Origin of the sequence: Bacteroides sp. RTP21281st1_H5_RTP21281_210402, from assembly GCF_040918965.1 — a bacterium.
Classification (GTDB): domain Bacteria; phylum Bacteroidota; class Bacteroidia; order Bacteroidales; family Bacteroidaceae; genus Bacteroides; species Bacteroides congonensis.
The window spans coordinates 294365-318701 of the sequence record NZ_JBCOWR010000006.1 but is presented as its reverse complement, the minus strand read 5'-3'; the positions used below and the strand labels follow the sequence as shown (position 1 = coordinate 318701).

Here is a 24337-nt window from a genome sequence, read left to right as displayed (position 1 = left end):
GGATATGAAAAAGATAAAAACTATTCTTAGTATGTCTGTATTGCTCTTCGGAGCAACAAGTTTATGGGGACAAGGCTCCGGTAAATTGACAGGTAAGATTCTTTCAATAAAGAATCAACCGGTCAGTGGAGCTATTGTAACAGTATTGGATACGGTTAATGTGACTACCTCGAAAGATGGTACATTCAAGTTTGAACTGAAAGATCCGGCTAAAGCAAAAGAAATTTCCGTGTGGGCTGCCGGCTATTATCCGGTACAACAGAAGTTGAATAACCGTTCGGAGGTCGTTATTATGATGATGCCGGAAGATCAGTATAAATACAACGAGTCGGTAGTGCTTCCTTTTCGCGAAGAAGGAGACAACAAGGTTTCAAGTTATACATCGGCTATTAACATAGCGAAGAAGGACTTTCTCTTGGGCGTGAACAAGGTAGACCGTGCTTTAGCCGGGCAAATAGCCGGATTGGAAGTGAAGCGCAGTAGTGGTATGCCGGGTGAAGGAAGTTACTATAATTTGCGTGGAATCCGTTCATTGACCGGTGACAATGCACCTTTGATTGTGATTAACGGGGTACCTTATATGCCTGATAAGACGCCGTCGACAGTGATCGGAGGTTTTACACGGGATATTTTCCAAGCCTACAATTTGCAGGATATTCAGAATATAACGGTTTTGAAAGGAGCGGAGGCCGCTATGTATGGTTCGATGGGTTCAAATGGAGTTATTCTGATTCAGACTGATGGCGCCACATCCAATGACTTGGAAACGAAGATCAGCTATTACGGTTCATTTGGAGTGAACTGGAATGATAAACGGATGCCGTTGCTGGGTTTGGACGATTATAAGTCTTATTTGTCGGATGTAGGTCTGACCATTTATGAAAATCCGAATGATTTCTATTCGAACTTTCCGTTTATGAGAGACCCGAATGACAAGAGATATGCATATTTATATAACAATAATACGGACTGGCAGGATTTGATCTACAAAAACAGTACTTCTACCGATCATTTATTTCGTGTGGAAGGTGGTGACAATATTGCCAAATATGATCTTTCATTAGGATATAGCCGTGAAAATGGGCTGATAGATAATACAAGTATGGAGCGTTTTCACACCCAGCTCAATACAAATATTCTGGTAAGTCAGAAAGTGAATATCTTTGCAAACTTGGGACTGGCTTATATGAACGGGCATTTCCAGGAACAAGGCATGAGTATGGCGACCAATCCTATTCTTGCTGCGTATTTCCGTTCTCCTTTGTTGAGCCCTTATAATAAAGACCGGGATGGCAATATCCTTTCCACTTATTCCTCTTATCGCTATGGTAACAGTAGGACTGCTGCTTATGGAGTCAGCAACCCGTTGGCATTAATTAATACTTTGGATGCCCACAATCGCCAGTATGATTTGAATATGAAGGCCGGTATCTCTTATAAGCCTTTTCTGGGATTGACCGTAAGTGGTATTGTCGGCTTATATTATAACTTTAATAATGAGCATCTTTTCATTCCCGGACAGAGCGAAAAGACAATCTTGCCCGTGGTCGATATGTATGACACAAGGAATAATGCAGTGAAAGAAGGAGAGGCCGAGACCACGAACTTTTTTCTAAACCTGAACGGAAATTATCAAAAGACTTTCAATTATATCCATAAACTGAATGCAATTGCCGGTTGGCAGATGTTGATGACAAAAAATGAATATGATGCAGGTGAAGGACGTAACACAGGTAATGACTTCTACCAGACTTTGGGAAGTGTTCAGGCTATGGGACGTCGTTTTCTGGGATATACGAATAACTGGAACTGGATGAACTTTTATGCACATGCGGATTATACCTATAATGATATGGTGCAGGCGTCTGTAAACATGGCAGTGGATGGTGCTTCGTCTACCGGTACGGATGTGAACCGTTTTTACATGTATCCTTCAGTCGGATTGACGTGGTTGGGTAAAGGCTGGAAGTTCTTGCAGAATACTACCTGGATTAACAAATTGAATGTACGTGCAGAATATGGACTGACCGGTAATAGTCGTTTTGCTTCTACTTTGGGAAGTTTCAATTATTCAACAGTTCCTTATCAGCACCTGTCTACAATCGTACGTACCAATGTACCGAATACTACATTGAAACCGGAAACGAACGCGTCTTTGAATCTGGGTATTGATTTGTCTGTTTTGCGTAATCGTCTGAATATTTCTTTCGACTATTACAATAATCAGATTAGCGATATGATTAGTGCCATGCCGCTTTCTTCCATTTATGGCTCTTCTGCTCATTATGCTAATATCGGTAAAATGGAAAATCAGGGAATCGAGCTTTCTGTACAGGCCTCTTTGGTGCGTACCCGTGATTTTGAGTGGATTGTGGGTGGTAATATAGCCCATGCTACCAGTAAAATAAAATCTCTGGGTGGCGAAGAACAAGTTATATTGAATTATGACGATGAAGTGCAAATGGTACATCGCGTGGGAGAGTCTCCTTATCAATATTATGGTTATCAGGCCGACGGGGTATTTGCCACGCAGGTTGAAGCCGATGAGGCCAATCTCAGCAATCGTACCGGAGTACGGTACAATGCCGGTGACGTCCGTTTTGTAGATCAAAATGGAGACAACAGAATTGATGATAAGGATCGTGTATTGTTGGGAAGTGCCGCTCCATCCTATTTTGGCGGATTTTATACACAGTTTAAGTACAAGGGATTTGCGCTTTCGGCAGAATTCAGTTATTCAAAGGATAATATGGCTTATAATGCTGTAAGGCAGCAACTGGAATCTGTGTCTACTATCCATAACCAGAGTCTTGCAGTCGTAAATCGTTGGAGTCTGGACGGAGAAGTGACAGATATTCCGCGTGCCGTATGGAATGATCCGGTAGGGAACAGCTATTTTTCTTCCCGTTGGATTGAGGATGCTTCTTATCTCAGACTGAAGAATGTAACTTTAAGTTATACGTTCACAAAGAAACTCTGGAATTTCTTCCGTGCAGGGACAATCTATGTGACCGGAGAGAACTTGTTTACTGCCACCAAATATTTGGGAATGGAACCGGAATTTTCTTATTCGTATACTGAGAATATACAAGGTTTTGATAATGCAAAACTGATGCAGCCGAAAACGGTGAAAGTGGGTGTTAATTTAAAATTCTAAAGGACATGAAAAGAATAAATATACTGAGAAATTTAATGCTTGGTCTGATGGTGGCGGCATGTGCTTCTTGTTCTGATTTCTTTGAACCGGAAAATGATGCTACGCTGCGGGGAAAAGATTATATGGGCGAAAGCAGTGAACTCTATTCCGGCTTTTTGGGGATAGTGACAAAGGTGCAGGCTATTGGTGATAAAGCTATCTATTTGACAGATACGCGTGGGGAACTACTGGAGCCGACCGACAATACTCCGGGAGAATTGTATAGTCTCTATAATTATGATGATGATTTAAGTGGAAACTCGTATGCTGACCCGGCTAAGTATTATGATGTCATCATTTCTTGTAATGATTTCATGCAGAAGGCAAAGTCTTATAAGGATGCTCATGAAACGAGTATAGATATGGAACATTATAAGGGGTTGATTAGTAGTGCCTTGAGGATAAAGACTTGGGTTTACCTGACATTAGGTAAAATCTATGGTCAAGCTGCCTGGATTGATGAACCGATGCAGAGTTTTATTGATTTCTCCAATTTTGAGATAAAAGACTTGGACGGGATATTGGATGCCTGCCAGAATTTGCTTTCTACCGGATTTGATGGTGTAAACGGAACTTATAATATGGACTGGAGAGCTTGGCTGGATCCAACAGGAACAGACAGTGAAGTTACCAGTGTTTATGAATATTGGAATATGATGGTACCTCAACATTTTGTGTTGCAGGCTGAAATTTCTTTGTGGAAAGGCGACTATCAGAATACGGTAAATGTGCTCTTAAAGGAGATGAATCGGGTGTTTGCTTTGAATAGGGGAAGTCTTTCTGCAACTAAATACATGCGTGCCGGTAGTTACGGTGGAAGTTACGGCAACTGGTTTACTTCTGCTAATCCGGAGTCATGGATAACAGAATCCGTAATTACATATAATTATCAGTATAATCAGAAGAATTCGTTGCTGAAGCATTTTGATACTACGGGAGAATATATGTTACGTGCCTCTTTGGCAGGAGTAAACCGTTTCAGGGATCCGGTTTATAACCCGTCGATAAAAGCGGATGATGAATTCACGTCGGAAAAGCGTTTCACTACATTTAAAGAAGTCGTGAAAGATAAAGAATATGCAGTCCAGAAATATCTTGGCATGGGGAATAAAGCTGGTCATACAGTGGCACATGATGATGTACAGATCTATATTTACCATACGTCCGATCTTTATTTCATGCTGGTGGAGGCTTTAAATAATTTAGGAAAATATGAAATTGCTGATGTTTTGATGAATAAAGGATTTGCGGCTGCTTATGGTTTGACGGCAAAAGTAACAGCCAATTCGTTATGGAAAAATGCCGGATTTACCAACGACTGGGGAAAGGATCTGACAGAAGAGGGAAGTTACCGTACATATCAGGATCTTGGAATCCGTGGTGTTTTTGAGAAACAGCTTGGTGGACGTGAAATGTGGCGTGCGGGTAATGGAAAAACTGATTTGGAAATAAAAAAACACAATGATTTGGAAATTCTAAAAGAAGCTTTATTGGAATTTCCTTGTGAGGGAAAGACTTATCCGATTATGCTTCGTATAGCAAGACGATGGAATGATTATAGCATGATTTCCCGATTTGTGAGTGAGAAATATGCAGATCCGGCTAAAGCTGCCGAAGTGGCGGGCAAGATAGAAGCCGGGGCTTATTTCGTTCCCTGGGATTTAAGCAAGACTGCTTCTTCCCATTAATGAGTATGTTTTAAAAGTTTAACGAGATAAAAAATATATATATGAGAAGAATATTAATTCTTGTTTGTGGAGCAATGTTGTTCTGGACTTCGTGTTCAGATGACGAAGTTGTATCATCAGGGCCGGTTATTCCTGAAACTCCGGAGGAAGAATACCCTTCTGTCATTACGACGGATAATAGAGGGATGATGGTCAGTTATGATCCGGTCAAAGGGCAGAAACTGGGAGCGTTGATTAGTTGGAAATGGATGAAAGATGATCCGGATAATGCAGCCTATGATATTTATCGTAGTGTGGATGGAGGTGAATTTGTGAAACTGAATTCTAAACCGATAGATAAAAGTACGAATTATAAAGATGCTTCAGTCGATATATCCCGGAAGAATGTTTATGAACTGCGTTTTGCCGGTTCCGGTGAGGCACTTGGCTCTTATACATTTACTCCTGAAATGGCTGCGACTTTTTATAAATCCATTTTCTTGAATATGAATGATTTACCGGATCTCACCGGTACAGTAAATCCGGGTGAGAACGAAGAAGATGGTGATGAGGGAGAAGGTGCCAGCGTAGGCTATAAGGTTTCTGATGCTGCTATTGGAGATCTGGATGGAGACGGACAATATGAAATTGTGGTGAAAAGACAAACCTATTCGTGGGATCCGGCCAATGCGGGGTATCTGCCGGGAACCTGTTTGCTGGAAGCATACCGGCTCGATAACGGTGCGTTTATGTGGAGAGTGGACTTGGGCCCTAATATTCGTCAGGGCACTCATTACAATCCGTTTATCGTGTACGATCTGGATGGTGACGGCAAGGCCGAACTGGCAGTCCGTACATCCGAACTGACTAAGTTTGGGGACGGAACTATTATCGGTGATGTGGATGGTGACGGAAAGACTCACTACATGAATATGAATCCGTCATCCGGAGCTTATGGAAAGGTTGTAGACGGTCCGGAATTCTTATCGATAATAGATGGTGTTACCGGGGCCGAAGTGGCACGTACGGATTATATTCCGAGAGGGGATAAATTGCTATGGGTAGGCTATTGGGGAGATGGCTATGATTATGCTAACCGTATCGATCGTTTTTTGATGGCAGTAGGGCATTTCAATTCTCAGAACAGTGCTCCTAGTATTGTGATGTGCCGTGGATACTATAAGAACTTTCAGATCGTTGCGCTTGATTATGCAAATGGAAAGTTGACCAAGCGTTGGCATTTTGATACTTATCCGGATTATCAGGATTATGTGGAGCAGGGAAATCATAACCTTGCAGTGGGGGATGTAGACGGTGATGGCAAGGATGAAATTATTTATGGTGCATGTGCCATAGATCATAATGGAAAAGGACTTTATAGTACGGGACTGGGACATGGTGATGCTTTGCATTTAGGAAAATTTGATCCGACTCGTGAAGGGTTGCAGGTAGTAACTTGTCACGAGAGTCCGAGTAAGTATGGTAGTAATGGTCTTGAAATGCACGATGCGGCTACAGGAGAGATTATCTTCGGGGTCTCCGGTGATGGGGATGATATAGGACGGTGTATGGTAGCTGATGTCGACCCGGAAACACCCGGATGCGAAGTTTGGGCTTCCGGAACAACGTTGGACGGGAAATTATATTCTTGTAGAGGAGAATTACTATCTAAAAAGGCGCCTGTTTATAAATTTGCGGGTAGTTGGACATTTAATATGGGTATTTGGTGGAATGGAACTTTGAATCGCCAGATGTTGGATCGCGGATATGTGACGGAATACATCGCAGATAACGGTGGAAGCGGAAACCGGATATTCTTTAAGGAGGATTATGGAGTTACAACAGCCCAAGGAACGAAGAACAATCCCGTGTTTTATGGTGATTTCTGGGGAGACTGGCGTGAAGAAATGATTTATGTGACTCCTGATTATACAGAGTTACGTATTTTTACGACTAATATCGAAACCAAATATCGTTTCCGTCCTTTGATGTACGATCATGTTTATCGTTTGAGTGCTACTCATGAGAATGTAGGATACAACCAGCCTACTCATCCGGGATTTTATATTGGTTCGGACTTGCTGAAGGACGAGAATATGGAGATAGGGCCCGGTGGTATTGGTGACTGGAAACCGGAAGAGGGCGAACACAATGGTTCTGCTTATGAGGATTGAGGAATGTATTAATAATCACTAAGGGAAAAATATATGAATACGAGATATATTATGAAGAAACAAGGATTTGGGTTATTATGCCTGTTGGGGATAATGGGTCTTTCTTCTTGTACGAATGAGAGTGAAGAACAGACTCTTGGCGGTGATCTTTTAATGGAACTGACAGCTCAGGTGAATCAGGTGAAAACACGTGCCAGTTCTGAAAATTCATGGGTAGGTGACGGCACGGAACAGATTTCTCTGAATGTAGGGGAAAAGAAGGTGACTTTCAAAGTTACGGAGGCAGACGGCACATTGGAACCGATAAATGAAGAGAACCAATTATTTTGGCCTGTGCCTTTGAAACCACAGACTGTAACGGCGTGGTATCCTGCAACGGAAGGAAATAATCTGCCCACGTCGTGGAGTGTACAGGAGGATCAGTCGGGAGCCGGATTCCAACAATCGGATTTGCTGTATACTGTGGCAGAAGTTACTTTCCAAGGTAATAAGATATTGCCGTTCGAACATTTGACGGCTAAAGTGATTGTAAACCTGAAAGGAAACGGTAAGAATGAGGCTGAATTGGCAAAGGCTATTGTAACCATTGAAAATTCGGTTCTTTCGGGCAATGTATTCGAAGGTGTTTTGTCAGTATCTCAAGGGGAAGTCAAAACAATAACTCCCCAAAAAGTTTCTTCATCTGATGGTTATGTCTATTCTTGTCATGCTTTGATGATTCCTCAGGATATGAAGGAGAAGAAATTTATCAAGATTCAGATGGGGGCAAGAACATTTTATTATGTTCCGGAAGAAGGCGACGCAAATTTGGCCGGAGGATTTAAGTCTGTCTATAACATTACAGTGGGCGATCAGAAGATTGTTGTCTCTATAGAGAAAAACTCTTCTCAATGGGGTGGTGAAGAAGATGAAATTGTCGGTTTAGAACCAATTTCATGATGCACTCCTGATGTGAAAAGATAATATATGAAAATAATTGTGATAAAGGAATGAATTATGATACACTATAAATTTTTATCAACTGCTTTGTTATTGGGCACAGTAATGTTGTGGAGTAGTTGCTCGGATATAGAAGAAGATTTTTCGGGAACGTCCGGTGACAGGGAGTTTATTATAAACGTGCATGATATGGGCATGGAGAATGGAGAGTCTTCCGTCTCTCGTGCTGTAACGGATATGAATTATAACACAACTTTTGAGATAGGAGATTGCATCGGACTTTTTGCCGTGAAAGATAATTCTATCTTGAGTGAGGTGAATAATCTGAAAGTAGAGCTTACACGGGAAGGCTGGTTGCCGGTTACGGAGTTACAGTATGACGGTACATTGAAAGAGGCTACTTATTATGCTTATTTCCCATATAGGGAGGATTTGAGTATAAATTCTGTTGAAACCGATGATTTTTTTGCTTCAACGGTTGCAGGATGGAATATTGGCAAGGATCAGTCGACTAGGAAGAACTTTGCGGATTCTGATTTGATGACTTCTTCTGGAAGTCACATATACAAAGGTGATAAGGGTGAGTTTCTTATTCAGTTTAATATGGCACATCGGATGTCATTGGCAGTAATCTCTTTGCCCGGGACAGAGTACAAATTTACTAATCCGGAATTGCAAGGAACTACTTATGCTATCAAACCGAGCGGAGACGTGGCGTTCTATACAGAAGAAATTGCGAATGACAAGGAAATAAAACCTTACCGGGCGGACGATGGATCATATCGAATGTTGGTGAAACCGGTTGAGAAGCCTGATATTGTCGGAGTGTTGGGGGATAATAAATATGAAGTAAACTCTTCCATTGCTGCCGGAAAGTATAAGAGATTCATGGTTGACGGTGGAAATGTAGTGAAAGATTATGAATTGAAAGTAGGAGATTATTTTTGTGCAGACGGAAATTTAGTGAGCCGGGATTGTAAACCCGAAGAGGTGCCGGACAATTGTATCGGTATTGTCTATTATGTGGGAAATCCGCAGCCGTCTGTGATGTATAAGGATATTGAAGAAGTAGCTGAACAGCCGTTGACAACAAAGATAAAAGATGGAGCAAGAGATGTTTTGAAACGCGATTATCCGAACTGTGTACATGGATTAGTTTTTGCTTTATCTTCCGCTAATGCCACTGCGGCTGCTCGTTTTGGCTCAAGTTCTAGTTTCGCTTATTATCAGACTTTTGTGAATAAGGGATTAGATGAAACATATCTCTGGTGGCATACAGATCAACCTAAAAATGCAGTAAATTTTAATGTTGAAACAGACCTTTTCTGTAACGGTTTATTGGGGTATAATAATACGGAAGTACTTTATATAATAAACGATATGGCAACAACTCCGCTAGGGGGATGCCAGGATATGTTTAATGTTCAGTTGATTCCTTACAGGACTCAAGTTTCTACTCCTGATAACTTAAGTACGGAATGGTATTTACCTTCTTTGGGAGAGTTGCGAATTATATCTGACAATAAAGAGGTAATCAATAGCTCTTTAGAGAAAATAGCCGGAGCGGAACAATTGTGGGCTGTTGGTGGCAAATACTGGAGTTCTACTTACAATGCTAATGGATATATGTGGGTTGGAGGTAATACTGGAGTTTTTGCTGCGTCTGGTGGCCATGTGAAAAATGGTAAGGAATATTTCCGCTTCTCTTTAGCATTCTAAAATAAAAAGGTAAAGGTATATGGTGAAAAAGATCGTTATAGGAATATTGGGGATGGGAATGTTATTCTCCCAACAGAGTTGTATAGGAAATACTCCCGATAAAACGACAAAAGAGCAGGCATGGAAAGAATTTGCCAATCCTCAAGACTCTACCCGCACGAAAGTGTGGTGGTTTCACGGTGAAACGGAAACCACCAGAGAGGGAATTACCGCCGATTTGGAAGCGTATAAACGTGGTGGAGTAGGCGGAGTGGTCTATTATGACCAGGCACACGGAAAGGGAGAAAATGCCATTCCCGCCATGTCACAGGAATGGTGGGACATGCTCCGGTTTGCGGCTTCGGAAGCGAAGAGAGTCGGCTTGTCCTTTGAGGCCAACATAGCCAACGGCTATGTGGCAGGCGGCCCGTGGATCACTCCCGAATTGGGGATGCAAAGACTTACAGCTACTGAAACAATCATAAAAGGGAAGTCTTCGTTTAAAGGAGTATTACCTAAACCGGACAGCAAGTCCTTTTCGGACGTAGCGGTGCTGGCTTTTCCTATTCATAAAGGATTTTATGAAACAAACCAGACCCGTAACCCGAAGCTGTCGACCAACCTGGCAGGACTGCCCGTTGAATCCCTGTTTGGTAAAAGCAGGAAATTGACGACAATCCCCCCACAGGAACCGGGGCATTCCGTGTTCGTGAATCTTGACTTCGGAGATGATTTCATAGCACGTAGTATTACCTATCGCGTAGGTACACGGGGTAAAAGCCGTGGTGGCGCCATGAATGTACCGGGAAAACCGACGGAGAAATTTGTTGCTCAAGGATTCATCGAACAACCGGATTTGGGACAACTGGAAGTTTCGGAAGATGGAATAAATTATCAGAAAGTATGTGACTTGAAGCCGGTTTATTCGGCTGCGTCCGGCAACTGGAATCAGAAAACCGTTTCTTTCCCAGCTGTGAAGGGCAGATATTTCCGTCTTAACCTGCATGACTGGTGTCATCCGAAAGATAAGAAACCGCAGATGTATCTGGGGGATGTGGTGCTTTCTTCGCGGGCGAAAGCCGATAAATGGGAAGAAAAGGCCGGACTTTACTCCGAGTATGTTTTGCCGGACGAGACACCCGAATATTCCGGTGAGGAAGTGATAAATCCGGAGCAGGTAATCGATTTGAGTGCCCGGATGAGTAAGGATGGAGAGTTGCAATGGGATGTGCCCGAGGGCGAATGGATGGTTTTGAGATTCGGACATGTGCCGACAGGAGGAGTCACCAAACATTCGCGTGCCAATATGAAAGGACTGGAATGTGACAAACTTTCTGCCGTGGCAGCCAAAGCACAGTTTGACAATTATTTCAAATTGATTCTGGATACTTTGAATGCGGCAGGATGTCCGCTGAAAGGCTTGACTATGGATAGCCAGGAAGCCGGTTCGCAGAACTGGACTGCCGGTTATGAGAAAGAATTCCTTCAGAGAAGAGGATATGACATACATCGCTATCTTCCGGCTCTGATGGGGTATATTGTCGGTTCTCCCGAAGAGACGGACGGTTTCTTCTATGATATGCGTCGCACGATAGCCGATCTGGTTTCAGAGAAATATTACGGTACGCTGGATAGCTTGTGCCGGCAGGCGGGAGTTGATTTTACAGCGCAGGCTTCCGGTAACGGATTGAATCTGGTGGCTGACAACTTTCAGGCTAAAGGACGGGTGCAGAAACCGCAGGGCGAGTTTTGGGGGCATCATGTACATGGAAGCTATGATATAAAGGAAGCTGCATCTGCTGCACATATCTATGGAAAGCGGATTGCTTCGGCAGAGGCTTTCACGGATGTGAGATATGACGAGTCATTTGCTGAAATGAAGAACCTGGCTGATTATGCCTATGCTTTCGGAGTGAATGAGTTTGTGGTGTGTGCATCCGCTTATCAGCCATGGCTGGATAAGATTCCGGGAAGTACGGGAGGTGGCAGACACTATTGCCTGAACCGTAATAATACGTTTTGGGAATATAGCCGCCCGTTCTGGGATTATCAGGCGCGGTGCGCGGGATTGATGAGAAAGGGAATACCTGTTGTGGACTTGTGTATCTTCGCAGGTGATAACGCTCCGGTGAAACTGCTCACTTACCGTTTGCCGGAAATACCGGAAGGATATGACTTTGATGTCTGTACGGCAGACGCGTTGATAAAACGCATGAAGGCGCGTGACGGACGTATTGTATTGCCGGACGGAATGAGTTATCAGATGCTTGTAGTACAGCGCAACGGAGATGTCACTCTGGAAGCGTTGCGACATATTGCTTCACTGGTGGAACAGGGAGTGCCGCTATATGGCCCGAAACCTCTTCGTTCCGGTTCGCTGAAAGATGCCGGAAATGCGGAAGAATATGCAAAACTGGCAGATCGCTTGTGGGGCGGGGAGATGGCTGCTTCCGGTTCTCATGCTTATGGTAAAGGAACGGTTTATTGGGGTATGTCCCTTGAAGAAGCTTTGGCGCAGGCGGGAATCCGTCCGGATATAGCGTTGAAGAGCGGCAATACTCCTAAGGACAAAGTGTATTTCGCTCACCGGCAGTTGGCTGACGCGGAAGTTTACTTCCTGAATAATCATAGTAAGAATGTATTTAACAGTACAGTGACTTTACGTACTGATGCCCGATATGTCGAATTCTGGGATCCTGCTACCGGAAAGCGTTTCAGCCTGCCTGCGACTCCGGGAAAAGATGGCTTGGTGGTAACGATTACTTTGCAAGCCAATGAATCCAGTTTCATCGTAGCGTCCGACCAGTTGACGGAAGGTATCTCCCGACGGATGATTGGAAGCCCTGAAGCGGTTGTTCCTGTCGAAGGAAGTTGGAATGTATATTTTGATCCCAAATGGGGAGGCCCGGGGGAAGTTGTGTTTGAGGAGCTGACGGATTGGGCGCGTAATGCGGACGACCGGATCCGCTATTATTCGGGAACGGCTGTCTATAAAAAGACAATCACACTAGACAAGTTGGATAAAGATGAAGAGCTCGTGCTTCGTATTCCCCGGTTGGGAGCCATAGCACAAGTCTTTATCAACGGCAAGGAAGTTTCGACTATCTGGTGTTCGCCTTGGGAGGCTGATCTGACTCCTTACGTGCAGGAAGGTGATAATGCACTGGAATTGCGTGTTGTCAATTCGTTGACGAACCGTATGATCGGTGATGCTTCCCTACCACAAGAGGAACGTTACACGTATGCTTATCCCGAAATAGTGAAAGCGGGAGACAGGCTGATTCCTTCGGGCATCATAGGCGAAATTTTATTGGTAAGGAGATAATACACAGGAGTTTATACGTGGAATCATTCATTTATTCGCGTTCATAGTCTTTCAGGACTTGACAAAGGCTTTTTTATGTTGTATATTTGTAGACGTGAAACATAAAACAACGAATAAAAAACTAAAAACGAATGAAACGATTCTTATCTTTTGCCGTACTCGCTGTGATGTACTTCCCCGGATGTGCAACCAGTAAAAATGCAGTGCGTTGTCTGAGCCGATGGATTAAAGACTGCAACCCGTTGGTCAAAGAACTTATACCAACAGGGTACTTGCCGTATAATCATCGGTATCTGACTGCAAAACAGTATAAGATCATAACAAAACATCTAGGTGATCCTTATGAGGATTAGGGTATAACTGACCCGCCAATGAGCTTGAGGCTGCAAACTTTTAAGAGGTTTGCAGCCTTTTTTGTTGCATATATTTGATTATTTTCTACGAAAAGAGGAAGATAGAGTTTATAATAAACTTAGATACCGTTTATTATAAACGATGCAAGAATTTATTAGAAACGTTGACGGAGATTTAGAATAAAAGATAAGTTATTTTCGGTGTCACAGGATGTGCCGAATCGAAATTTCGTTATATTATATATGCGGGATGGTAAAATAATAATATAAGATGGTGCAAAATAATGTGTGCTGTACCTCAAAAACACAAAATACTTTTTCTCAAAAATACAAAGTAATTTTTCTCAAAAACACAAAGTGCCTTTTGTGATATAGAAAAAAAAGCTATCTTTGTCTTTAAAAGAACTTATCTTATGAAATATCTAAAACGAATAGCTGACGACCAACTTAGATTACGTCTTGAAGCTTTTGGTGCTGTTCAGATAAAAGGTCCTAAGTGGTGTGGCAAAACAACCACTGCAGAAATGCAGGCAAAGAGTGTGATAAAAATGCAGGACCCGGATACCAGGGAGGGTTACTTGGCTGCCGCACGTACCAAGCCTTCTCTTTTGTTAAAGGGTGAAACTCCAAGATTAATTGATGAATGGCAAGTAGCGCCGGTTTTATGGGATGCTGTTCGTAATGCTGTAGATGAAAGACGTTTGAAAGGACAGTTTATTTTGACAGGTTCAACAGTAATAGACAATGATGAAATTATGCATACAGGGACTGGTAGAATCTCTAAAATGTCGATGTATCCTATGAGCCTTTATGAATCCAAAGAGTCTAATGGGGAGATTTCTTTAAGAGAACTCTTTAATAAAAAGGATCTGGATATTGATGGTATTATATCAAATTTGTCTATTGAAGAACTTATTTTTGCCGCCTGTAGAGGTGGGTGGCCTGCGTCATTGGATGAAATGAGTGATGCGGCCAAGTTGTTGATAGCGAGGGATTATGTTGATGTGATTTGTAATGAGGATATTTCCAAAGTAGATAAGGTTCAGCGTAATCCGGCTTTAGCAAAACTGATTATGCGTTCTTATGCCAGGAATCTGTGCACATTAGCTAAAAAAACAAGTATGCTGGCTGATGTATCGGTAGAAAATGAAGGAATTTCAATGGTTACTTTTGATAATTATGTAGGAGCATTGGAAAGGTTGTTTGTTATTGAAGATATAGAAGCCTGGTGCCCTGCCATTCGTTCGGCTACTGTTATCAGAACGGGAAAGAAACGTTGTCTCATTGACCCTTCAATTGCTGTTGCGGCTATGGGGACATCTCCTCAAAGCCTTGAACTTGATTTGAAAACTTTCGGATTTATTTATGAATGTATGTGCATGCGCGATTTGAGAATTTATTCACAAGCGTTGGGAGGTACTTTATCATACTATCATGATAGATATGGTTTGGAAGCGGATGCTGTGCTCCATTTGGATGATGGAAGGTATGCGCTTATTGAGTGCAAACTTGGTAGTCGGGAAATAGAGGAAGGTGCAAAACATTTAATAGAGCTGAAGAATCTTATTAAAGAGAGAAACGAAAAAGAATCCCAAATGCCGTTGAGGCTTCCTGATCTGTTGATCGTATTGACTGGCGGCAAACTCGCTTATACGAGGGAAGATGGTGTGAAAATTATCCCATTAGGGTGCCTGAAAGACTAGAACAGTAGCAGCATGTGAAAGCGACCTTGACGCTGGTACAGATGCATGTCTGCCAGTTCAAGATAGCTATATTCTTGTGGGCTATGGCAGGATTTTTAGAATTAATCTTTTATATTTGTGGCATCTTTAAATCGAAAACACATGCGGCAGATATATCCAGTTTTATGTTTCTTATTGTTTTGTAGCAAAGCATTTGCTTTTGATATATTGAATATCAGTACGATAACCGATCGTAATGGTTTGTCACAGAATACCATCCGGTGTATGATGCAGGACAGCCGCGGATTTATGTGGATGGGAACTATCAACGGGCTGAACCGATATAACGGGAAAGAGTTTGTGGTGGTACATCCCGAGTTGCCGGGATCATCGTTGTTGCCCGACAGCAGGATACGTTATATGGTTGAGGACAAGAACGGATTTATCTGGATACGTACTTTCTCGAATACCTTGTTTTGCTATGATCCGGGAACTGAAAAGATGATTGACTATGACCCGCAGAATAAGGCGAAGATATTCACGCAGATTGAAGTCTTCTCCAATGGTGACGTGTGGATGTGGGGAAACAGGGGATGCTGCCGTGTCCGGTATGTCAACGGAAAAATGGAAGTATGGAAGCCGGAAGATGAAAAATTGCGCAGCCAGAAAATATCCTTTGTATTTGAGGATTCGGAGCATAAGGTATGGATAGGTGCTCATGAAGAACTGTTCAGGATTGCTGACGGCAAAGTGGACTCGATGCTGAAAGGGGTGACTTTTCTCAATGCGCAGGAGGGAAGTGACTTATACTTTATAGGTGGAGGAGGAATTGTAATATTCGACCGTGCCCGCCTTTCTTTCTCACCGGTCATTTATTACGATAAAGAAAATCCCTCGGCTCATTCCCGCTCATATATGCTGAATGAAGGGATTCTGATGATTGCCACCAATGAGAAAACATATACTTTTGACACGAATAAGCGGGTCTGGATTCCGTCGGCAAAGTTCTTTCAAGGGAACGATTTGCGTAATGCTAATTTTAGTGTCGACAACAAAGGGGATGTATGGGTGTACAATATGTCCGGTACGTTATGGCGGCATCGTCCCGGCAATACTTTCGAACCGTTGCATTTGATACCTTCCGATATACTTTCCCTGATTAGTCAGGAACGTTATCAGATTTATCATGATTCGCGGAATATCATCTGGATTACTACTTTCGGTAACGGGCTGTTTGCCATTGACGAGCATAACGGAAAGACTTTTCATTATACGGCTGATAAAGACCTGACGACCAATTATCTGCTTTGTGTAACGGAAGACAGGTCGGGCGAAATATGGGTGGGAACCGAATTAGGGGGGATCAGTAAAATATCGCTGACTAATTATCCGTTTGATATCTTCTATCCCTCTCCGGGAGGAAATGCGGACAGGGACAATGCGGTGCGGCTTATTTATGAAGATGAAGACGGACGGTACTGGTTTGGGACGCGGGATGGAAACCTGCATGTATGCGATTCTACATTGCGTCAGATTTATGATCTCCGGATTGAGGGTGGTTTGCCGTTTTCGATTGCAGAGGATACTCTTGGATATAAGTGGCTGGGAACGAAAGGGGGAGGATTGGTGCTTCTTTCTCCCAAAGGAGATGCCATAGTGGAAAAACACACCTTGGATGACTGGGTGTGGCAGTCTTCATCAAGCAACAATATATTTACTATTATGCGTGATAATAAAGATCGCATGTGGATAGCCACTTTTGGGGGAGGATTGCATTTGGGAGAAAGACATCAGGGGAAACTGACTTTCCGACAGTTTGTGACGGAAAACAGGCATCAATGCATGATGCGGGCGATGATTCAGGATCGGACAGGATTGATATGGGTGGGAACTAACGATGGAGTCATTGTTTTTCATCCGGATGAATTGATTCAGGATAAGAATAAATATATCTCCCTGCATCTTCACAAAGAGGATCAGCAATCGTTGAGCCATAATGAGGTAAAGGTTGTATTTGAGGATAGCAAGGGAAATATCTGGCTGGGCACCACCGGTGGTGGATTGAATCTGCTGGTCAGAGAGAAGCAACTGGAAAAATCATGGTTCAAGCACTATAATGCAGATAATGGTCTGGCTAACGAGACTGTACAGGCCATACTGGAGGATAATGAAGGATATATATGGGTAAGTACGGAGAGCGGTATCTCCAAATTCAACTTGCAGACGGAACGTTTTGAGAATTTTATTTTCTCGAATAACCGTCATGCCGCTATTTTCAACGAATTATCGTGCTGGAAGAAGAAAAACGGAGAATTGATGTTCGGCAGTTACAATGGTGTCTATATTTTCAATCCTTCAGGGATTAAATTTGATACGTATGCTCCCCGCGTACTTGTAACGGGTTTGTGGATTAACGGAAATCCGATGCGCCCGCAAGGACAGGACTCTCCTTTGATGGAAAGTATTACGAGTACGGAGAAGATTGTTTTGGAGCATAATCAGAACTCTTTTAACCTTGAATGTACGATGCTGAACTTTCATGCCGCGGAACTCAACCAATATGCGTATTATTTGGAAGGATTTGAAAAAGACTGGAATCTCGGTTCGCGCAATAACATGGCGACTTACCGGAATGTTCCCCCGGGAAGGTATATATTCAAAGTAAAAGGTTGTAATAGCTTCGGTGTGTGGAGCAGTGAGGAGACTACCCTGGAAGTCATTATTCTTCCACCTTGGTGGAAATCGTGGATAGCGGTACTTTTATATATTTTGGTGGGAGGAATACTTATTTATTTTGCAGTCAGGCTTGCCTTGAAGATGCACCGGTTGAATATGGCTGTTGAGGTTGAGAAACAACTGACAGAATATAAGCTGCGTTTCTTTACCAATATATCTCATGAGTTCCGTACTCCATTGACTATTATCCGTGGCGCGATAGAGGACTTGTCTAACCAGAAGGATTTGCCGCCTGCTGCCAATAAACAATTGGGATTACTGACAAAAAGTTCTAACCGGCTGTTGCGTCTGATTGACCAGTTGCTGGAATTCCGCCGTTTGCAGAACAACAAGATGGAGTTGAAATTGGAAGAGACGGCGGCCGAACGTTTCTTTTATGACATTTATCTTACTTTCAAAGACATGGCGGCCAAGAAACGGATAGAATATCTTTTTGAATCGAACGATTCTACGGGAAGGATGCTGCTCGACCGGAGCAAGATGGACAAGATTGCATATAATCTTTTGTCCAATGCTTTTAAGAATACTCCGGCAGGCGGAAAGATTGTGATGAAGCTTGACTCTTCTGCCGAAAATGATACGTTTACATTAAGTGTATCAGACAGTGGCCCCGGAGTTCCCGCAGAGAAGCGTAAGATGTTGTTTGTCAGATTCGAACAGATAAACTATGCTTCCGACGGTACGGGTGTCGGATTGCACCTGACTGCCGAACTTGCCAAGGTTCATAAAGGTAATGTAGCTTATTCGGATTCTTCTTTGGGGGGAGCTTGTTTTTCACTGACCATACCATTGTCGGATAAGAATTATGATCCGGCAGATATCGTACAGTCTTCAGCATCCGAACCGGATGTTGCGGTTAAGGAAATAACAACCGGAGCGACTTTGCCTGATGAAAAGGCGGTGGAAATCCTGGGCACTTCTGTCAACAAACCATTCAAGGAATATAAGGTGATGGTGATTGATGACGATGATGATGTCCGCACGCTTATAGAAAGCCAGTTAGGGAAATATTTCACGGTTTCTACGGCTTCCAATGGAGCGGAAGGACTGGAAAAGTTGGCGGAAGACCAGCCGGATATTGTTGTCTGCGATGTGATGATGCCCGAAATGGATGGGTTCGAGTTTACGAAACGGTTGAAAAATGATTTCAATATCAGCCATATTCCTGTCATTCTGTTGACTGCTTATTCTTCGGAAGAACACCAGTTGAAGGGCATCCAGTTGGGGGCTGATTCCTATATCACCAAGCCTTTCAGTGTGCAATATCTCTTGGCTCGTGTAGTAAAGCTTATCGAGCAGCGGGAGAAGTTGCAACGGAAGTTTGCAACGGAACCGGGTAACTTGCAACCGTTGATTAGTACTACCGACAGGGATAAAATATTCCTGGATAAGATACACGCCATTATTGAAAGAAATATGGGAGATGCGGAGTTCAAACTGGACACTTACGCTCCGGCATTGGGATTGGGACGTACTACTTTTTACAGTAAATTGAAGAGTATTGTCGGCTGCTCTCCCAATGAGTATGTGAGGCTGCTCCGTATGAAGAGGGCGGCGGAACTGTTGATTACTTCCGATATAAATATATCTGAAGCCGGTTATCAGGTCGGTATCAATGATCCTTTCTATTTTAGCAAATGTTTTAAGAATACATTCGGGAAATCTCCTTCGCAATACAGAAAGAGTGCGGGAAAATCCGATACGGAAGAAAGTGCGGGGGAAGAGTAAAAAATCGGTATCGGTGACGCGGGAGAATTGATGTTAATTTGCATTGGTGGGGCTTTATCACTTGATTTTGTATAGTTTTACAGTTATACGAACGGGGTTACATGTCTTTTTAACTGAAAGTGGGTTCATTTGTAGCATGATTGACAAACTATTAATTATGTTAGATAATGAAAGATGTATATTGTTTTAAAAAAGTATTCGTAAATGGCTGTATAAGTCTGCTCTGTTTATTTGTATTTGTTGGAAATAGCAGTGCACAGAATCAGGTTCCGCCTCCGGTGGAAGATGTATTTCATACCATTGATAATACGTTGGATAGTATGAAAATTGTTCGCATGGCACGTCCGGTTCCGGGAAAAAGCCGGAAGGGGGATAATCCCGTACTGTTTTTGGTAGGAAACTCTACGATGCGTACCGGAACCAAAGGAAATGGCGGCAATGGTCAGTGGGGATGGGGATATTTTGCCCCTGAATATTTTGATGAGAATAAAATTACAGTCGAGAATCATGCTTTAGGTGGTACGAGTAGCCGTACCTTTTATAATCGTTTTTGGCCGGATGTATTGAAAGGGATACGCAAGGGCGATTGGGTGATTGTTGAGCTTGGGCATAATGATAACGGCCCTTATGACAGTATTCGTGCGCGTGCTTCTATACCCGGTATAGGGTATGACAGTTTGAAAGTCACTATCAAGGAAACAGGTGTAAAAGAAACAGTTTATACTTATGGTGAATATATGCGCCGTTTTATTCGTGAAACGAGAGCGAAAGGAGCTCATCCCATCCTTTGTTCTCTGACTCCCCGTAATTCATGGAAAGAAAACGGTACCAAAGTCGGACGTGTAAACAAAACTTTCGGTTTATGGGCGAAACAGGTGGCAGAAGCCGAGAAGGTTCATTTTATAGACTTGAATGATATAACGGCAGGTAAATATGAGAAGTTCGGGAGGGATAAGGTGAATTATCTGTTCTATCCCCCGCTGAAGGAACGTACTCACACGGGAGCATTGGGAGCCCGCATTAATGCTGAATCTGCTGTGGAAGGCATCCGGAATTGTCCGGGTTTGGAGTTGGCGGAGTATTTGAAGCCTGTCCGGAAAGATGTGAAAACGGGTGCCACACGTAAGGAAGGAAGACCGGTAGTTTTTGTGGTAGGAGATAGTACGGTAAAGAATCAGGATAAAGATGAGGATGGTTTGTGGGGATGGGGAAGTGTTATTGCTAAGTTCTTTGACCCGAAGAAAGTATCAGTGGAGAATTGGGGGAAACCGGGAAGCAGTGCCCGGAGTTTTATGAATACCGGACGTTGGGACAGGATATATAATGCTTTGCAGCCGGGTGACTTTGTGTTGATTCAATTTGGACATAATGACGGCGGGGATATACAAAAAGGAAAGGCGCGTGGTGAACTGAAAGGAACGGGTGACGAAAGCAAAGTTGTCATGGTGGAAAAGACTGGGATTTATGAGGCTGTGTATACTTATGGCTGGTATTTGAAGAAATTTATTATGGATGTACAGGAGAAGGGGGCTGTTCCGGTTATTTTAAGTCCTACTCCACGTAATATCTGGAAGGAAGGGAAGATAGAAAGAAGAACTGATACTTATGCAGGATGGGCGCGTGAAGCGGCTGAAGCAAAGGGGGCCTGTTTTATCGACTTGAATAAATTATCAGCTGATAAAATGGAGAAGGAAGGTAGAAAGAAAGTGAACGGACTCTTCAAAAATGATCATACCCATACTTCTCTGAAAGGTGCGCGCCTGAATGCGGAAAGTATTATTGAGGGATTGAAAGATACGGATTGCCCGTTGAAGGATTGTTTGACGGGGATATAATATAGGTTGTGTATAAAGTTTCTAAAATGAATTGAGTTCTAATTGTTTCTACAAAAATTATATTATGAATCCGCGTATCATCATTTTATTTATTTTACTGTTATCAGGCTTCTGTGTAAATGCTCAAGAGTATATTAGCTTGAACGGTGAATGGCAATTTGCCTTGGCAAAGACTGAACAGGAGGCTAAACGTCTGGAGAATTTCAGCTCTCCGGGATTCAGTAGTCAGAAATTCACAAAGATCCCTGTACCGTCCAATTGGGCTGTTCTGGGATATGAGGAACCTGTATATAGAGGGTTCAAGGAAAACAAGGCTAGTGAGGGCTTTTACTTGCATAAATTCGATACTCCTGAAGGTTGGGATGGGAAGCGTGTATTGCTTCATTTCGGCGGGGTGTGGTCATCGGCAGAGGTCTGGCTGAACGGGAAGTTTCTGGGCAGGCATGACAGCGGTTATACGTCGTTTGCGTTTGATGTCAGCGGCAAGCTGAAAACAGACGGGGCGAATCTGTTGGCAGTCCGTGTAAGGCAGATAACTAAAGAGTATAAATTTGATGTTTTTGACGACTGGACATTGGGCGGAATTTACAGGGATGTCACTTTGGAAGCTATGCCACGTAAACGTTGGATAGACAATGTGGTTGCACAGACCTTTTTCGATAATCGGTTTGAAGATGCGGATTTGAAACTGCGTGTTATGGTTGGTGACAAACAGAAAAGTACAGTGCCGGGTAATTATCCAAGTCCGGGTGCATCATACGATCTTAGATTTACCCTTACAGATAAAGAAGGGAAGGAAGTGGCCCAGCGGCAGCTGACAGTACCCGCTCATATTTCTACGGATCGGGAAATCGGTCTGACATTCCGTATTCAGTCACCTCATCATTGGAATGCGGAGAATCCTTATCTTTATAATCTGCGTGTTGAGCTTGTTGAAGAAGGGCAAGTGACACATACACGTACGCAACGAATCGGGTTCCGGCAGATTTCAACGGTAGGTGGTGTTTTTAGAATCAACGGGCAGGCCGTCAAATTGCGTGGCGTAAACCGCCATGATGAACATCCGGATGTCGGTCGTGCCACTACCCGTGAACATTGGTTGCAGGATCTGACTCTTATGAAAGCGGCGAATATTAATTATATTCGTCTTTCTCACTATACTCCGGCGAAAGGGTTTATTGAATTGTGTGATGAGATGGGAATGTATGTAGGTAATGAAGTTTCATTAGGAGGCGCCGGAAATTTGATGTATGATCCTTCTTGTTCCGGAGCTGCTCTGCAACGTTCGTATGAAACGGTTGTCCGGGACATTAATCATCCGTCGATTATTTATTGGTCAGTCGGCAATGAGGATCCGTTGACCTCATTACATCTGGCATCTGTGAAGCTGGTGAAAGCGCTTGATCCCACTCGTCCTGTCCTGTTACCTTGGAGAGCGGAGGAATGGTTGCCGAAAGAAATTGATATTCTTGCTCCTCATTATTGGAAGCCGCAGGAATATGACCGGTTGGCAGCTCATTCTGACCGTCCTATAATTTCCACGGAATATACTCATGCTTATGGTAATACTGGATTTGGCGGATTGGAAGCCCGTTGGAAAGCATTGACTAAACATCCGTCAGGAACGGGGGCGGCAATCTGGATGTGGGCGGATCAGGGTATAAGGACTCCGGTGCGTAATCTTCAGAAAAAGAATAAAGATGTACATGCAGGAGATGATTATCTGCGGATTGATTATGCGGGATGGGACGGTATTGTGGATTCCTATCGTAATTTTACCCGTGATTATTGGGAAACGAAGGCTGTGTATGCACAGGTTTATCCTGCTGTAGAGAAGATTTCATTTACTCCCGGTCAGGATTCCTTGCGAATTCCTATTCAGAATGATTTTGATTTTACGGATCTTACTACTGTAAAGATCGACTGGTCTATCAGGGAAGATGAAAGGGTTTTGGCATCCGGTACTAACTCTATCACTGGGCAACCTCACGCCGAATCTACATTCAAACTGCCGGTGGAAGCTTTGAAAACAGTCCGTGCAGGGAAGACTTACTATGCTTGGTTTATCTTTACGAATGTCAATGGCGAAGAGATTACGCGGGATGCTGTGGAACTTTGCCCGTCGGTAGAACAGATTGGAACAGTGTTGCCTTGCGGGAAAATATCAGTAAACCAAACTGAAACAGTAACGATAGAGACAGGCAATATACGTTATGTTTTTAGTCCTCAAACCGGTCAATTGGTTTCGGCAGAGGCACGGGGCAAACAGTTGATTACAGATTTATGCCCTATAATATGGTCTCCGCTTGATCCGTGTGAGAAATCTGCATTTGGAAAAGAGAATGTCCGTAAGGCTGTTGACTTGAATCAGTATGCAACATCTGTCAAGGAATGGAGCGTAGAAGATAGACCGGATGAAGTTATTATTCGGGCAAAAGTGGATTGTCATGTGGATTCTGCTAATCATTTTACCACTATCTATCGTTATTCAATAGGTGTGGATGGGCGTTTGGATGTAAATTATGAGATTCTGACTGATGTAGCTATTCCTCAAATACCTATAGTTGGAATGACAATTAAAACTGTCCCGGAGCTTAAAGAGCTGCATTGGTTAGGTCTTGGCCCTTACGATGCCTATCCTAATAAAAAAGCAGCCCCGATACTTGGCGTTTGGGGAGGGGAGGCAGGAAGTGCGGACGTAACCGGAATGAAGGCAACCCGTTGGATTGAACGTGGTAACTCTAAATGTGGATTCCGGATAATGAGTAATGGTTATATGAAACATGATGCTTCTCATCCTGAAATTATGCATATTCTGTCATACGTTTTTGGACGCCCTGAAAAAGGACGTCAGGCGGACGAATCTGTTCCGCAGATGCGGACTGATACAGGGGTACCGTTTGTTGGTGGGTTCAGTATCTTGTTGAACGCTGATTTGCAGAAAAAATAATTAATTCATATAATACGCTTTGTAATAGTGATTTATATTTAAGTAATTGTAAAG

General features: G+C 43.1%; 11 protein-coding genes. All 11 read left to right on the top strand.

All coding sequences use genetic code 11. From position 1 onward, the window contains the following. Positions 1–4: 4 nt before the first annotated feature. The 11 genes from AB5443_RS11630 (at position 5) to AB5443_RS11580 (ending at position 24283) form a co-directional block, all read left to right on the top strand. Entirely contained in the window at positions 5–3157 is a 3153-nt protein-coding gene (locus AB5443_RS11630) for a SusC/RagA family TonB-linked outer membrane protein (RefSeq protein WP_368113393.1), read from the top strand. Between the two features lie 5 nt (positions 3158–3162). Then, positions 3163–4884, top strand: a complete 1722-nt coding sequence (locus tag AB5443_RS11625; protein WP_022138689.1) for a hypothetical protein — start codon at positions 3163–3165, stop codon at positions 4882–4884. Positions 4885–4925: 41 nt separating this feature from the next. Next, positions 4926–7037: an FG-GAP repeat protein gene (locus AB5443_RS11620; protein WP_022138690.1), complete on the top strand. Its 2112-nt coding sequence runs from the start codon at positions 4926–4928 to the stop codon at positions 7035–7037. A gap of 51 nt (positions 7038–7088) precedes the next feature. After that, complete coding sequence (locus AB5443_RS11615; RefSeq protein ID WP_368113394.1) at positions 7089–7976, top strand: fimbrillin family protein; 888 nt, start codon at positions 7089–7091, stop codon at positions 7974–7976. Positions 7977–8033: 57 nt separating this feature from the next. Further along, positions 8034–9695 (top strand): fimbrillin family protein, encoded by a 1662-nt coding sequence (locus tag AB5443_RS11610; RefSeq protein ID WP_307995179.1) that lies wholly within the window; start codon positions 8034–8036, stop codon positions 9693–9695. A 52-nt stretch (positions 9696–9747) separates the two neighbouring features. Next, the gene (locus AB5443_RS11605; protein ID WP_368113464.1) at positions 9748–12999 is read left to right on the top strand and encodes a glycosyl hydrolase; all 3252 of its coding nucleotides are present in this window, start codon (positions 9748–9750) and stop codon (positions 12997–12999) included. 131 nt (positions 13000–13130) lie between these two features. Next, positions 13131–13352: a DUF4248 domain-containing protein gene (locus AB5443_RS11600; RefSeq protein WP_004298513.1), complete on the top strand. Its 222-nt coding sequence runs from the start codon at positions 13131–13133 to the stop codon at positions 13350–13352. A gap of 413 nt (positions 13353–13765) precedes the next feature. After that, positions 13766–15055, top strand: coding sequence for an ATP-binding protein (locus tag AB5443_RS11595; RefSeq protein WP_277130333.1), 1290 nt, complete (start codon positions 13766–13768; stop codon positions 15053–15055). 141 nt (positions 15056–15196) lie between these two features. After that, positions 15197–19498 carry a two-component regulator propeller domain-containing protein gene (locus tag AB5443_RS11590; RefSeq protein WP_307995180.1) on the top strand — a complete coding sequence of 1434 codons (4302 nt, stop codon included), beginning with the start codon at positions 15197–15199 and terminating at the stop codon, positions 19496–19498. A 167-nt stretch (positions 19499–19665) separates the two neighbouring features. After that, complete coding sequence (locus AB5443_RS11585) at positions 19666–21333, top strand: rhamnogalacturonan acetylesterase (protein WP_368113395.1); 1668 nt, start codon at positions 19666–19668, stop codon at positions 21331–21333. A gap of 64 nt (positions 21334–21397) precedes the next feature. After that, positions 21398–24283 carry a glycoside hydrolase family 2 TIM barrel-domain containing protein gene (locus AB5443_RS11580; protein ID WP_277130339.1) on the top strand — a complete coding sequence of 962 codons (2886 nt, stop codon included), beginning with the start codon at positions 21398–21400 and terminating at the stop codon, positions 24281–24283. Positions 24284–24337 lie beyond the last annotated feature (54 nt).